10 protein-coding genes are annotated in these 13,763 nt (G+C 72.9%); 4 read left to right on the top strand and 6 right to left on the bottom strand.

What is annotated here, in order from left to right; genetic code table 11:
* Nucleotides 1-38 precede the first annotated feature (38 nt).
* Both ACFO60_RS02725 and ACFO60_RS02720 read left to right on the top strand, forming a co-directional pair.
* On the top strand, nucleotides 39-1,811 hold the full coding sequence (locus ACFO60_RS02725) for a phosphatidylglycerol lysyltransferase domain-containing protein (protein ID WP_380836309.1): 1,773 nt from the start codon (nucleotides 39-41) through the stop codon (nucleotides 1,809-1,811).
* Nucleotides 1,812-2,407: 596 nt separating this feature from the next.
* Nucleotides 2,408-3,898 carry an MptA/MptB family glycosyltransferase gene (locus tag ACFO60_RS02720; RefSeq protein WP_380836307.1) on the top strand — a complete coding sequence of 497 codons (1,491 nt, stop codon included), beginning with the start codon at nucleotides 2,408-2,410 and terminating at the stop codon, nucleotides 3,896-3,898.
* Here ACFO60_RS02720 and ACFO60_RS02715 read toward each other — a convergent pair.
* A complete protein-coding gene (locus ACFO60_RS02715; RefSeq protein ID WP_380836306.1) occupies nucleotides 3,888-5,483 on the bottom strand; it encodes a hypothetical protein in 1,596 nt (531 codons plus the stop codon). The genes ACFO60_RS02720 and ACFO60_RS02715 overlap by 11 nt on opposite strands.
* 296 nt (nucleotides 5,484-5,779) lie before the next feature.
* Between ACFO60_RS02715 and ACFO60_RS02710 the strand changes: the two genes are divergently transcribed.
* Nucleotides 5,780-6,271, top strand: a complete 492-nt coding sequence (locus ACFO60_RS02710) for an ATP-binding protein (protein ID WP_380836305.1) — start codon at nucleotides 5,780-5,782, stop codon at nucleotides 6,269-6,271.
* Here the strand turns inward: ACFO60_RS02710 and ACFO60_RS02705 are convergent.
* From ACFO60_RS02705 to ACFO60_RS02695, 3 genes are all read right to left on the bottom strand, one after another.
* A complete protein-coding gene (locus ACFO60_RS02705) occupies nucleotides 6,256-6,609 on the bottom strand; it encodes a VOC family protein (RefSeq protein ID WP_380836303.1) in 354 nt (117 codons plus the stop codon). The two genes, ACFO60_RS02710 and ACFO60_RS02705, sit on opposite strands and share 16 nt — an antisense overlap.
* 142 nt (nucleotides 6,610-6,751) lie before the next feature.
* The gene (locus ACFO60_RS02700; protein ID WP_380836301.1) at nucleotides 6,752-9,310 is read right to left on the bottom strand and encodes a serine/threonine-protein kinase; all 2,559 of its coding nucleotides are present in this window, start codon (nucleotides 9,308-9,310) and stop codon (nucleotides 6,752-6,754) included.
* 329 nt (nucleotides 9,311-9,639) lie between these two features.
* Nucleotides 9,640-10,980, bottom strand: coding sequence for a serine hydrolase domain-containing protein (locus ACFO60_RS02695; protein ID WP_380836299.1), 1,341 nt, complete (start codon nucleotides 10,978-10,980; stop codon nucleotides 9,640-9,642).
* A 262-nt stretch (nucleotides 10,981-11,242) separates the two neighbouring features.
* Between ACFO60_RS02695 and ACFO60_RS02690 the strand changes: the two genes are divergently transcribed.
* Nucleotides 11,243-11,908 (top strand): ThuA domain-containing protein, encoded by a 666-nt coding sequence (locus ACFO60_RS02690; RefSeq protein ID WP_380836297.1) that lies wholly within the window; start codon nucleotides 11,243-11,245, stop codon nucleotides 11,906-11,908.
* Between the two features lie 250 nt (nucleotides 11,909-12,158).
* Here ACFO60_RS02690 and ACFO60_RS02685 read toward each other — a convergent pair whose 3' ends face one another.
* Complete coding sequence (locus ACFO60_RS02685) at nucleotides 12,159-12,791, bottom strand: MerR family transcriptional regulator (RefSeq protein ID WP_380836295.1); 633 nt, start codon at nucleotides 12,789-12,791, stop codon at nucleotides 12,159-12,161.
* A 75-nt stretch (nucleotides 12,792-12,866) separates the two neighbouring features.
* Nucleotides 12,867-13,679 (bottom strand): SAM-dependent methyltransferase, encoded by an 813-nt coding sequence (locus tag ACFO60_RS02680; RefSeq protein WP_380836293.1) that lies wholly within the window; start codon nucleotides 13,677-13,679, stop codon nucleotides 12,867-12,869.
* Nucleotides 13,680-13,763 lie beyond the last annotated feature (84 nt).

The raw sequence follows: 13,763 nt of genomic DNA, 5'->3' as shown, positions 1-13,763 counted from the left end.
TGTGTCCTGACGTGAACGAACGGACACGCATATCGCGAATGCTCCTCTCGCGGTCCTGGGTTCCGGCCGCCGCGGGATATGCCGCACTTGTCATCGGAATACTCGATATCGTCCGCGGTGTCGTTCCGCATTTCCGCCGGAGCCGCGTCAGCCTCATCGCCGACGTGCTTCCCGGAACGGTCACCACCCTCGCGGCGGCGGCCTCGCTTCTGGTGGGCGTGCTGCTCGTCATGCTCGCCCACGCGCTGCGCCGCCGTAAGGTGCGGGCCTGGCGTGCGGTGGTCATCCTGCTTCCCCTCGGCGCCGCCGTCGAGGCGCTGCGGTGGCGGCACTCCGTCACCCCCGCGATCGGCCTGGTGCTGTTCGTCGTGCTCCTGGTCAACCGCGGTGAGTTCCACGCCCTGCCCGATCCGCGCTCGCGCTGGCGCGCCCTGTGGAACCTCCTCGCCCTCGGCCTCCTCGACATGGGCATCGGGTGGGCGATCGTGAGCGTCCACCCGGCCACCATCGTCGGCGACCCCTCCGCCGGCGAGCGCATCCAGCACGTGCTGCTGGGCCTCGCAGGCATGCAGGGCCCGGTCGAGTACTCCCTAGACCGTACCGCCGACCTGGTGTACTACTCGCTGGCCGGGCTCGGAGCGCTCACCGCGATCACGACGCTCTACCTCGCCCTGCGCCCCGAACGTCCGGTCGCCGCGCTGAGCGGCGACGACGAGGGGCGGGTCCGCGCGCTGCTCGACCGGCACGGCGAACTCGACTCGCTGGGCTACTTCGCCCTGCGGCGCGACAAGAGCGTGGTCTTCTCGCCCACGGGCAAGGCGGTGATCGCCTATCGCGTGGTCGCCGGGGTGATGCTGGCCAGCGGCGACCCCATCGGCGACCCGGAGGCCTGGCCCGGGGCGATCCGGCGCTTCATGGAGGAGGTCAGGCGGCACGCCTGGGTGCCCGCCGTCATCGGGTGCAGCGAGACCGGCGGCGAGATCTGGACGCGTGAGGCGGGCCTGTCGGCGCTGGAGATCGGCGACGAGGCCGTCGTGGACGTCGCCGGGTTCAGCCTGGAGGGGCGGGCGATGCGCAACGTCCGCCAGATGGTCAACCGCACCGAGCGCGCCGGCTACAAGTGCCTGGTCAGGCGGGTCGCCGAGCTGACCGAGCAGGAGCGGGAGCAGATCCTCGCGGCCGCCCGCTCCTGGCGCGGCACCGACACCGAGCGCGGCTTCTCCATGGCGCTGGGACGGTTCGGCGACCCGGCCGACGACGCCTGCGTCGTGGTCACCGCGCACAAACCCGGCGAGGACGGCAAGGCCCCGCCCGGCGGCGACATCCGGGCCGTGCTGCACTTCGTGCCCTGGGGGCGCGCCGGCATCTCGCTCGACCTGATGCGCCGCGACCGCGACGCCGACCCCGGCCTCAACGAGTTGCTGATCGTCAAGACCCTGCAGGCCGCGCCCTCGCTCGGTGTGACAAGGGTCTCGCTCAACTTCGCCATGTTCCGCTCGGCGCTGGCCCGGGGCGAGCGGCTCGGCGCCGGGCCGGTGCTGCGGGCCTGGCGGGGCATCCTGGTCTTCCTGTCGCGCTGGTTCCAGATCGAGTCGCTGTACAAGTTCAACGCCAAGTTCCGGCCCTTCTGGGAGCCGAGATTCCTGGTGTATCCGACGGCGCGCGACCTGCCCCGCATCGGCGTCTCCGCGCTCCAGGCCGAGGCGTTCCTGACCGTGGGGCGCCTGGCCGTTCCCTTCCGCGGGCGCCGCCCCGATTCCGGTTCGCCGGGCTCCACGCCTTCGGAAGGGCCGCTGCCGGTCGCTCCCTGAAGGGTGATGAACGGGAAAGTCCACCTCCTATTCGGATATTCGCCGACATCAGATGCGAGGGCGGCGGCGGCCGGTCGGCCTGGCGCTGAATTGTCTTCAGTTGTGCCGGAGAGCGGTCTCCAGGGAGAGAGTTCCTTCCCTGGTAAATTCTTGTCCTCGTTATATGTTCGAGATGTGCGTGGCGCTTGGTTGGCCTGTGTCGCGATATCGTGCCGTCGGTGACCGTTGGTGCGCCGGATCGATACCACTTCGTCGCATTCGTCGATGACGGTTAATGCGTCTTTTGTGGTGTATGACGGGTTTGGCGGGCGGGTCCTCTGCGGTGGCAACCCCTCGTCCTGCCGCCGCGCAGCACGGAGCCTCACGATCTACCCTTAAGGTGGGCATCTCGCGAAATAGCGCGCCAGACCGGTGCTGACGCCGCCGCTTCCCGCGACGCCGGTGGGCCACAGGTGTCTCAGGGGGACGATCATGGGGCGGGCGAGGCGCCGGTGCCCGCGCGCGGCCTTATGGCCGCGGCGGTTCGACGACCGTGGTAGCTACCCTTGGAGGGCCGGCCGGTGCCGACGATGGTTCCCGCTGCTGTGCGATCGCCGATGACAGGGCGCGAGCCCGCCGGCGGCGTGTCACGGCGCGCGCGCCAGGCCGGAGGCGTGGGCCTCGGCCTGATGGGCCTGGCGATCGCCGTCATGGCGGCCATCGCGCTCCTCGGCCCGTCGGCGGCGGTCCCCGACGTGGGCGGCGACGGCCCTCCGTGGTCCCTGCGGGCGGCTCCGCCCGCCCCGCTGGTGCTGTGGCTCTGCTGGGCGGCCGTCATCGCGGGCGGCCTGGGCCTGGCCGTCGCGCTCGGGGCGCTGCGCCGCGGATGGCGCCCGAGACGAGGGCTGCTTCCCGCCGGCACGGTGATCGCCGTCGCCGTCCTCGCGTTCCTCCCGCCCGCCGGGTCCACGGACGTGCTCAACTACGCCGTCTACGGGCGCATCGCCGCGCTGGGACACGACCCCTACGTGACGACGCCCGCCTGGCTGCACGAGATCGCCGACCCGGTGGGCCGGTACGCCCCGCTCGCCTGGCGCAACGCGCCCTCGGTGTACGGGCCGCTGGCCACCTGGGCGCAGACGGCCGCCGCGATGGCGGGCGGCGGCACGATGGCGGGCACGGTGCTGCTGCTCAAACTGGGCACCGCCCTCGCGTTCCTGCTGTCGGCGGTCATGCTCGGCCGGCTGGCGGGCCGCGACCCCGCGAGGCGGGCCCGCGTCCACCTGCTGTGGAGCCTCAACCCGCTGATGCTCTGGCACGTGGTCCTGGGCGGCCACGTCGACGGGCTCGGCGCGGTCTTCCTGATGGCCGCCTTCCTCGCCCTGCGGCGGGGCGGCGTGATCGCGGGCCTGGCGGCGGGCGTGCTCCTCGGCGCCGCGGCGGCGGTCAAGGCCCCGTTCATCCTGGCCGGCGCGGGGCTCGCCTGGGCGGCGCGGCGGTCGGCGGCCACGTTCCTGGCCATGGTCATGGGCACGGGCACGGCCCTCGTCGCCGCGTACGCGACGCAGGGCACCGACGCGCTGGGCAACCTGATGGGCAAGATCGGGGCGCACTCGCTGGCCGACCCGTGGCGGGTGATCACCGACGCGATGGGCCTCGGCATGGAGTCGTCGGTACTGGAGGGCCGGCTCGCCCTCGGCGCGGCGTTCCTCATCGGCGTGCTGCTGTGCTGGGGGCTCCCCGCGGGGCCGCCCGGGCGGGAATCGGTGCGGCCCGCGCTGGCATGGTGCCTGTGCTGGCTGCTGACCTCGCCCGTGCAGCACCCTTGGTACGACGCGCTGCTGTTCCCCCTGCTCGCCTTGATGCCGGCCGGCCGGCTGGACGGGCTGATGATCGCCAGGGGCGTCGTGACCAGCCTGATCTACCTTCCGGGCGCGGCGGCGATCCTCACCCCGACGCCGTTCACCCAGTGGATAGCCGAGATCTACCGCCCGTGGGCGGCCCCGCTGGCCGCGGACCTGATCATCGTCTGCGTCGTCGCACTGGCCCTGGCCGGCGGCTTCCGTCCCGCCGTGTGGGCTCCGGCGGGCGGGCCGGTCAGGCGATGAGCCGGGCGGCGTGCAGCCGCTCGTCCAGCGCCGCCACGCTGCGGGTGCGGTGCCACGGGCTGAGCTTCTCGCGCGTCTCGATCACCGACCGCACCAGGCGCGGAGAGGTGTTGCGGCCCGCCAGGCGGGCGGCCTCGCCGAGGTGCTCGCACGCCTGGTCGATCTCGCGCAGCTCCAGATGGGCCTGGGCGATCTTCAAGCGCAGATAGGCGGCGTTGCGGACGAACGCCGGGTCGATGCCGGTCGCGGCGCCGGCCGCCACCTGGAGCGCCTGCGCGGGATCACCGGTGTCGAGCAGGCAGCCCGCCTTCGTGGAAAGGTACTGGCCCTGCCCGTAGAACGGGACGAGCCGGGCGCCGGGGTCGTCGGCGGTGGCGCCGTGCAGCTCGCGCTGGGCCTGGTCCACCAGCCGGAAGCAGCGCGTCTGGTCCTTGCGCCGCTCGCCGCGCGCCGTGCGGCGCACCACGGCCGCGTAGGCGCGGGCGCCGACGTCGCAGGAGTAGGCGGTCAGTAACCTGCTGCCCGCCCGCTGTCCCCAGGCGATCGCCCCGAGAGCGTGCTCGACGCCCAGCCGTGGGTCACCGCGCCAGGTGGCGAGCTGGCTCCAGTTGGCCAGCACCATGCTGCACATGGCGTCGTCCTCGGCCTGGTGGGCCGCGTCGCGGGCGCGCGCGTAGTGGTGCTCGGCCCCGCGGAAGTCGTTGAGGTTGAACAGCATCCAGGCGGTGCAGCGGCGGATGTCGGCGAGCAGGGACAGCGTCTTGCCGCGCATCCGCTCGGACACCCCCGCCGCGAGCAGCGAGACGACCAGCTGCTGCTGGGCGAGCACCGTGGCCAGCGCCGCGTGCGGGCCGAGCACGTCGTCCTGGCGCATGGAGTGGCGCAGCACAGCCTGGATGTGGCCGAGCGTCGCCTCGTCCACCCTGTCGGGATCGGCGCCGGCCATCGCCAGGCGTCGCGCCTCGTCGGCGTTCGCCCGGTCGACGAGCGGCGAGGCGTAGGCCGAGGTCGCGGCCGCGCCGATCAGGGCGAGAGCGTCACGTCGGTTCATCTGTGTTGCCCAATCGGTGAAGGCGTGGACGAGCTCCTCGTACTCCCGTTCACGCAGTTCTGCTGAAGACGTCGGCCCGGGGAGCGGCTGAAGAGGAAGGATGCCCTTTATGTCGCTAAAAGTGACGGTAACTGGACTCGGCGGGGTCGGGGTATTCCGCATACGGGCGACATTCGCGTTCTGGTCGGACGCCGTGTGATCCTCCCCGTCGATCAGATCGCACGCCCGGCACCCGTAGATGCGCGCCAGCCGGTTGAGCCCCGCCACCGGAGGCTCGTTGCCGCTGACCCCCGGCCAGGCCTCCCAGGAACCGAGTTTGCGGACGCTGAACGGCTCGGACGGCCACAGCGCCTTCCACTCTTCGACCACACGCTCTTGCGTGTAGCGGTGGGCCTCGCGGAACGCCTGGCGGGAGTTGAGCCGGTAACGGCGCTGGAGCTCACGCGCGATCTCGGCCCACGTCGACCCTCGCTCGCGAAGCTCGGTGGTGAGGCGGTCCATCTCCTCTTTGAGACTGCGTGGTTTACGTGGCATCGCGTACTCTCCGACCCCCGTGGATGCGTATCGCCGACACCGAGAGTAGCCACAGCAACCACCTGACTACGCAGGGTTGCCGGTAATCGGCGACGGGACCGCCGGTTTCTGCGACGACCGGCCGCCCGGACGCCGGATCAGGGGTCCCGGCCTACAGACACACTCCGTCACGTCGCCTGTTGGCGGCCACGCCGCCCGCCGGAAGGTAAAGGTCCGCCCCATTACCCGGATCGGGGGATCCGGTGCGGGGGCCGTCACGCGGCCGATGCACCCCGAGTGAAAGGCCAGGGATCAGCATGATCAGCATCCCGTCCTGTACCCGTGAGGTCCGCTGGGAGCTGCGCGCCGAACCGGGCGTCACGGCCGAGTGCCGCGCGGTGCTCCGCGTGACGCTCGCCGCATGGGACCTGCACGACCTGATCGACGACGTGTTGGTGGTCGTCACCGAGCTGCTCGCCAACGCCCTCGTCCACGGCGGTCCTCCCGTGCACATCGCGATCGGCACCGCCCCGGACACCGTGACCGGCTCGGTCACCGACCGCGGCGCCGGATGGCCGCGCCTGTGCCCGGCGGGCAACGAGTCGGAACACGGCCGAGGCCTGCGCATCGTCGCCGCCCTGACCGACGCGTGGGGGGTGGAGCCCGTCGAGGACGGCATCGGCAAGACGATCTGGTTCACCCGCGCCCGCCGGCCGGACACCGGGCCGCCCGGCCGCGGCCCCGAGCCGCCGGCCATGGCCAAGCCGGCCCGGAACAGTGGAACGAGGCCCGCTCAGAGCGGCGAGTAGAGCACCAGGACGTTGCCCGACGGGTCGCGCAGCACGGCCCTGCTCTCGTGCGGGCCGGCCTCCGGGCCGCTGACCAGCTCGGCGCCGGCCGCCGTCAGCTCAGCCACGGCCTCGGCGAGGTCGCCGACCTTGTAGGAGGGCGCGGTGAGAGCCCCCGCGACCTGCTCCTCGGGAGCGGCCAGCGCGATCGTCACGCCGCCGGCGTCCAGCGCCGCGAACCGGTCGCCGTCCCTGAACTTCACCGTCAGTCCGAGGACCTCCACGTAGAAGGTCAGGGCCTTGCCGAGGTCGTCCACCGGGACCAGGACGTTGCCGAGCTTCTGAACGCGCGCGCTCACGGGGCCTCCACCGGGTAGGTCTTCTCCCGAGAGTCTCGCGTCCGGAGGCTCGCCGCGCACCCGGCGACGTGCGCAGTCCATGCCGCCCGCCGCCACGCCCCTGCGGCGGGCGGGCCGCTCAAGACGGGACGGGGCCGTCCGCTCAGGTCAGGACGGGGCCGTCGCGGGTGCCGCCGGACGGCTCGTCCCTGGGCTCGTCTCTCGGCTCGGGCGAGGGCGGGGGGTCGGCAGGCGGGTCCTTGTCCGGAGGCTCCTCCGTCGGCGGGTCCGACTTGGTCGGCTCCGGGGACGGCTCGGCGCAGGGCCGGCCCCTGCGCGTGAGCTGGGCCGAGTCGCCGGCCGTCCCGAGGGCGGAGACGACCGTCACCGTGACCTTCCTGACGTCCACGTAACCGCACCGCGGGGTCGCGAAGCGCACCGTGAACACCTTGTCGTACACCGAGCCGCCCGACAGGGTCGCCCGGCGCGAGGCGGTGCGGGTCGCCGTGCGTTCGCCGGCCGTGACGGTCTGCTGGAAGGCCGCGGACAGCTTCACCGCGTCCGGGGTGGAGCTCCGCACCCTGACCCTCAGCGTGCTCCCGTCCCAGGAGGTGATCGAGACCTTCGGCGGGGCGCACGCGGGCCCCTCGACCCCGATCTCCTTGAACTGCGCGCCGTTCGCGGCGGTGGGCTGGGTGGTCACCCGCACGCCGAAGTACGCCTTCTCGCCACAGGGAACCTCGCCCAGGTCGCCGGACAGCGAGAACGCGTAGGAGGTGTCGCCGGACAGGGTGCGGCTCGCCTGGTCGACGACCTTGGCCGCGCCCTCGCCCTGCCTGCGGGTGAACTCGGCGGCCAGGCGCACTTCGCCCGGCCCGCCGGCGCGCACGCTGACGCGCGCCGTGCTGCCGTTCCAGCGCGTGACGGACACCGCGCCGACCGTGGGCGGCGGGCACGGGTTGCCCTTGACCTTGACCGTCCGGCTGCGGGAACCGTCCGCCGCGCCGGGCGTGGTCGCCACGGTGACCTGCCGGTAGACGCTCTTGCCGCAGGGCGTGGCGGCGAACCCGGCCGCGGTCCCTGTGGTGGGGAAGGCGGCCTGCTTGGTGTAGAAGGTGGACCCCGCGAGCGGGAAGGTCTGCGTGGCCGTTGTGGAGAGGTCGGAGGGCGAGGAGCCCTCCGCGAAGCGGACGGTCAGCGTGACGGTCTGCGGCGTCGACGTTCGCACCCGCACGGTGGCGGTGCGTCCATCGAACGCGGAGATGGACAGCGCGCGCACCGACAGCCGGGTCGGCGTCGGCGTCGGAGTGGGAGTCGGGGTGGGTGTCGGCGTGGGTGTGGGAGTCGGGGTCGGGGTGGGAGTCGGCGTGGGTGTGGGAGTCGGGGTCGGGGTCGGGGTGGGTGTCCGGGTGGGCGTGGGAGTCGGCGTGGGCGTCCGGGTGGGCGTGGGGGTCGGCGTCGGAGTCGCCTTGTGGGTGGCTCCCGGCGAGCTCTTGGGAGTGCTCCGCGGGACGGCCGGAGACGTGCGGACGGCGTGCGACGGCGACGGCGACGGCGAGGCCTCGGCCTGGCCGGTGTTCTCCGGGCTGGGTGAGACGGGCGCCTTCGCCAGCGCCTTCGACGGCTCGCCCGTCGGGACCTCCACGACGGCCCGCGCGGTCGGGGACGTGGCCAGCGCGACGTCGCGCACCGGAGTGCCGCCGCGGTTGGCGGCCAGCACCGCGATCACCAGGCCAACCGCCACGATGCCGGCGCCGACCAGCACCCGCGCGGGGTGGCGCACCCGGCTCAGAGGGCGCAGCGGCCCCCGCAGCACGGTGTTGGCCAGGCTGGTGCTGGCCTGTGCCTGCGGCCGCGCCAAGGGGAAGCCCAACGCCAGGAGCGCGGCCAGCTCGGCCAGGTGGCGGCGCCCGCGCTCTTCCCATTCGGGGCCGTACGCCGCGACCGCCGCGGACTCCAGCTCGCCGACGAACGCCCGCGCCGTCGAAGGGCGGTCGGCGGGGTTCTTCGCCAGGCCCCGCATCACCAGCGCGCGCACGGAGCCGGGCACCGCGTCCACGGGGATCGCCGCCGTCTGGTGCTGGTGCTGCAGAGCGGCCGGGTGGTCGGCGCGGTAGGGCCTGCGCCCGGTCAGGCACTCGAAGAAGACGCACGTGGCGGCGTAGACGTCGGTCGCGGGGCCGGCGGGGGAGCCGTTCCACTGCTCGGGCGCCATGTAGGGCGGGGTGCCCGACGGCATGCCGGGCCGGCCGGCCGGGGTCGCGATGCCGAAGTCGGCCAGCCTGCTGAACCCGTCGGCCTGGACCAGGACGTTCTCGGGCTTGTAGTCACGGTGCACGATGCCCGCGGAGTGCGCGGCCGACAGGCCGAGAAGCGAGCCTTTCAGCACGACCAGCGCGGCCTCGGGGCTGGTGGAGCCGTGCTCGTGCAGGATCTTGCGGAGCGAGACCCCGTTGACCAGCTCCATGACGATGGCCGCGCCGAGCGGGCTCTCGACGTACTCGTAGAAGCGCACGATGTTCGGGTCGCCGATCTCGACCATCGTGCGCGCCTCTTCGCGGAACGCCGCCAGGAAACGCGGATCGGATCTCAGCTCGTCGCTGAGGTACTTGATCGCCACATGGGCGCCGGTGCCGGTGTAGACGGCCAGGACCACCCGGCCGCTGCCACCGGCGCCGAGCACGCGTTCTTCGCGGTATCCCGGAACGGACCAGGCGTCCATCTTGTCCCCTCGGAGTGGTGCTGCTCCTGACTCCCCAGACGAAGGTCTCATCGGATACGCCTGTTGTCACGGATTTGGTAGATCTTCACGGTGACGATTCAATTACGGAAGGTATGCCCGTTCAGCATAAGTCAAGGTCATGCCCTCTTTGCCCCAAGTCCGACTTACTGCTCGCTCGCGCCCGACTCCTCCGGCCTCGGCCCGCCGGAGCCGGGTCTCCGGAGGCCGGAACGGGGCGGGGGGGGCGTCCTCGGGGGGCGGAGGTAGGACGGTGCGGTCGTCGGGGACGGCGGGATGGAGCGGGTTGTCAGGGAGGACGGGGCGGGTCGTCAGAGGAGGGAGTCGTAGACGGACTCGATCAGGCGGTGGCCGCGCATGCTTCCCGCCACCGCGTTCGCCATCTTGTTCATCGTGTACGCCACGGCCAGTCCGTGCCGCGGATCGCCGAGGCCCGCGAAACCGCCCAGGCCGGGATGGCCGAACGCCCCGGCGCCCTTGGGCGGGGTGAGGAACATCATGGCGGGACGCATGAAGCCGAGCCCGAACGAGCTGTCGACGAACATCACCCGGTCGGGACCGCTCACCCTCGGCCGCAGGGCGTCCTCCAGGGTGGCGGCTCCGATGATCTCGCCCGCCAGCAGGTCGCGGTAGAACCCGGCCAGGCCGCGCGCCGTCGTGACCAGCCCCATGGCCGGCCACCCGGCCCGCATGATCACCGGGTGGTTCGCGCCGCCCTTCAGCTTGGCGGGACTGGGGTTGGCCATCGCCCGGCTCATCAGGCTGCCCCGGTCGAGCGAGGCCCGGGCCATCTCCCACACCGGGTCGCCAGGTCCGCGCCCCGTCAGCTCGCCGACCGTCCGCCCGCTCCCTCCCTCGTGCCGCTCCGCGCCGGCGTCCGCACCGCCGCTCGTGCCGGCTCCGCCGGTTCCAGTGCCCGTCCCTGTGCCGGTGGCCGTGGCCTCGGTCCGGTCGCCGGGTCCGTTCGCGGACGCGCCGCCTGACGGGGCCGTGCGCTCGCTCGCCGGATTCGTGCGCTCGCCGGCCGAGAGCCGGGCGGCGCGGGCGATCACATCGGGAGGGGCTCCCAGCCACAGGTCCAGCCCGCGCGGGCCGGCGATCTCGGTTGCGACGATCTCGCCGACGCTCTTGCCCGTGACCCGGCGGACCACCTCGCCCACCAGGAACCCGTACGTCAGCGCGTGGTAGCCGTGGGCGGTGCCCGGTTCCCACATCGGGGTCTGCCCGGCCAGCCGGGCGGCGATCGCGGGCTGGTCCTCGAACTCTTCGACGGGCACGTCGTGCTCGATGACCGGCAGCCCCGCCTGATGGGTGAGCAGGTGCTCGACGGTCACCCGTTCCTTGCCCCCGGCCGCGAACTCCGGCCACACCTCCGCCACCGGGGCGCCCAGGTCGACCGCTCCGCGTTCGGCGAGCATCAGCACGACGGCGGCGGTGACGGCCTTGGTGCAGGAGTAGGAGAGGGCGGGGGTGTCGCGCTCCCAGGGGCGCCCGGTGTGCCGGTCGGCGACGCCGTCCCACAGGTCGACCACCGGCTCGCCGTCGAGGTGGACGGCGAAGGCCGCGCCGATCTCCTCGCCCTGGGCGAAGTGGCCTTCGAAGACTTCGCGCACGCGGGCGAACCGCGGATCGCAGTGGCCGTGGGCACCCATCAGGACCTCCGATGGCGATGGCTCGCTCGGTCGACGCACCCGGCGGCGTCTCACTAGAACGACGCTCGGCCTGCCATCCCAACCTACCGGCGTCCCACCCGCGGGCGAACCCCTTCCCACGGTCAGTGCCCTCACCCGCCCGCACGCCTCGACGACGGCGGGCGGCGACGACGAGGCGGGGACGGCGGGGACGGCGGCCGGGCGGAACGCGGCCCGCGCCGGGCGGTGGCGCGGGCGACGGCCTCCGTGATGGGGTGTGCTCGTGGCGACGAACGTGATCCTTTCCGGCGGCCTGGCACATGACTTCCCCGCGACGTCCCGCGCCCTCGCCGAGGTCCTGACCGAGGCCGGAGTGCGGTCGCGGATCACCGATGACATCGCCGGGTCGCTCTCGGCCGACCCCCGTCCCGATCTGATCACCGTGAACGCGCTGCGCTGCCACGACGACGGCGGCTGGGCGCGGAGTCAGGGCGCCGTCCCGTTCTCGCTGCCCGGCGCCGCCCGCGCGGCGGTGCTCGCCCATCTCGATCGGGGAGGGGGTGTGCTCGCCGTGCACGCGGCGTCGATCTGCTTCGACGACTGGCCCGCCTGGCGCGGGCTCCTCGGTGCGGCGTGGGTCTGGGGCTCCTCCTACCACCCGCCGCTCGGCCCCGCGGAGATCAAGATCCACGACGAGCATCCGATCGTCGAGGGCCTGGACGACTTCGAGCTGATCGATGAGATCTACAGCGACCTGGACGTCTCGCCTGAGGTGCGGCCGCTGGCGTCCTCCCTCGGCCGCCCGCTGGTGTGGGCACGGGAGGTGCGCGGCGGGCGGCTGGTGTACGACGCGCTCGGCCATGATGCCCGGTCCTACGAGAACCCGGTCCACCGCACGCTCCTCCGCCGCGCCGCCCACTGGCTCCTCGGCGACCTTTCCCGGTCCTGAGCGCCCAGCGGGAACCCCGGGTGGCACCGCGCACCGATGACGCGCTCAAGCTGATCGCCGACAGCGGAGGGACGGGGTCGGTGTCCCCGCTGGGTTCGAGACTCTCGCCGAGTCCGGCGCGCGCCTCGCCGCCGCCTGAGCGCGCGGGGGCGGTCACGGGCGAGGCCCGAAGGACGCTGGGGTGGACGTGGGCCGGCATCGAGGACGCGGGCGGACGTGCGTCAGGCGCCGAGCGGTGGGAGGACGTGCGTCAGGAGCCGAGGACGTGGGCGGACTCGGACTCGTGGGCGAGCCTTCTGAGGATGTCGAAGATCTTGCCGTACAGCACCGTGCCGATCACGAGGGACTCGACGGCCGCCTCGCGCGGGCCGTCGACGGGGATCTTGCCCATCTCGCGCTCCGAGACCAGCTGGGTGATCACATCCGCGTAGTGGCGCAGGTCGTCCTCGCCCGCGGGCCTGCCGAGCTGCGCCAGCCGCACCAGCACCTGCGCCAGCTCGTCCCGTGTGGGCGCCTCGGGGGTGATCCGCCAGCCGAGGTCGCCGATCAGCCGGTCGACGCGCTCGCGCGCGGCGCGCTGCTCCTCGTCGTCCGGGTCGGTCTCGGCCGGGGAGGCCAGGGCGTAGTGGGCCGTGCCGAGCATCCGGTGGACGGGGATCCCCTCGTCCTCCACCGCCGCCACGATCTTGCCGATCGAGGCGACCGGCACGCGGCCGACCTCCAGCAGCGCGCGGATCAGCCGCAGCCTGCGCAGGTGGGCGTCGCCGTACTCGGCCCGGGTCGCGCCGGTCTGCTCGCCCTGCTGGAGCAGGCCCTCGCGCAGGTAGTACTTGATCGTGGGGATCGGCACCCCGGAGGCGGCGCTGAGCTGGGAGATCCGCATGCGGATATCGTACCGGCTGCTGGATACCGTGCCTATCCAATGGGTCGGACGGAAGCCGGGAGCGGGGTGGTGGTCCTAGCCGGTGGGCGGCACCAGGCCGACGCCGCCGAGGCCGCCGGCCGCCGACTCGTCTTCCGTCAGGGCGTGTTCGGGACGCCACGAACCCACGTGGACCAGCCCGGGCTCCACCATCTCCAGCCCGGAGAAGTACCCCTGGATCGTCTCGCGGTCGCGGATCTTCAGCCCTCTCCTGGTCCGCGCGTAGATGGCCTCGGCCTTGGCGATCGTCGGGTCCTCCAACCGGCCGCGGAACCCGTGGGAGAGCACGAGGGCTCCACCGGGCGGGAGGATGCCGCGCAGGTGCGCCACGATGTCCGCGGCCTCGTCGTCGTCCTCGATGAAGTGCACGATCGCGCAGAGGATGACGGCGAAGGGCCGGTCGAAGTCGATGGCGGCGCGGACGGCGGGCTGCTCCATGATCGCCTTGGGGTCGCGCAGGTCGCCCTCGATGACGGTGGTCTGCGGGTTGTCGGCCAGCAGCGCGCGGGCGTGGACCAGCACGATGGGGTCGTTGTCCACGTAGACGACGCGCGACCTCGGCGCCCACGCCAGGGCCACCTGGTGGACGTTCTCACGGGTGGGCAGGCCGGCGCCGATGTCGATGAACTGGTCGATGCCCAGGCCGGCGAGATGGCGCACGGCCCTGCCGAGGAAGGCGCGGTTCTCGCGGGCCACGTGCCTGGCGCTCGGGAGCAGCTCGATGATCTGCTCGGCCGCCGCGCGGTCGGCGGCGAAGTTGTCCTTGCCGCCGAGGTAGTAGTCGTACATGCGGGCCACGCTGGGTGTCGTGGGGTCGATCCCCGGCGGAGCCTTCTCCTGCTCGCTCATCGACGCCCCCTCGCCCCCGGTCGTCCGGTGTTCAAATGCCGGTGATTACCGTCCTCGAGTTGAATATAGACGAAGCGACCGACG

This window comes from Sphaerisporangium dianthi (genome assembly GCF_042654065.1).
In the GTDB taxonomy this organism is placed as follows: Bacteria; Actinomycetota; Actinomycetes; order Streptosporangiales; family Streptosporangiaceae; genus Sphaerisporangium; species Sphaerisporangium dianthi.
Note: the sequence above shows the minus strand (reverse complement) of the source record. Positions and strands in the feature narration are given on the sequence as shown.

Bases quoted from the DNA above. Each gene is read 5' to 3' on its own strand.
- ACFO60_RS02725 (WP_380836309.1), top strand. From the start codon at position 39: ATGCTCCTCTCGCGGTCCTGGGTTCCGGCCGCCGCGGGATATGCCGCA.
- ACFO60_RS02720 (WP_380836307.1), top strand. From the start codon at position 2,408: ATGACAGGGCGCGAGCCCGCCGGCGGCGTGTCACGGCGCGCGCGCCAG.
- ACFO60_RS02715 (WP_380836306.1), bottom strand. From the start codon at position 5,483: ATGCCACGTAAACCACGCAGTCTCAAAGAGGAGATGGACCGCCTCACC.
- ACFO60_RS02710 (WP_380836305.1), top strand. From the start codon at position 5,780: ATGATCAGCATCCCGTCCTGTACCCGTGAGGTCCGCTGGGAGCTGCGC.
- ACFO60_RS02700 (WP_380836301.1), bottom strand. From the start codon at position 9,310: ATGGACGCCTGGTCCGTTCCGGGATACCGCGAAGAACGCGTGCTCGGC.
- ACFO60_RS02695 (WP_380836299.1), bottom strand. From the start codon at position 10,980: ATGGGTGCCCACGGCCACTGCGATCCGCGGTTCGCCCGCGTGCGCGAA.
- ACFO60_RS02685 (WP_380836295.1), bottom strand. From the start codon at position 12,791: ATGCGGATCTCCCAGCTCAGCGCCGCCTCCGGGGTGCCGATCCCCACG.
- ACFO60_RS02680 (WP_380836293.1), bottom strand. From the start codon at position 13,679: ATGAGCGAGCAGGAGAAGGCTCCGCCGGGGATCGACCCCACGACACCC.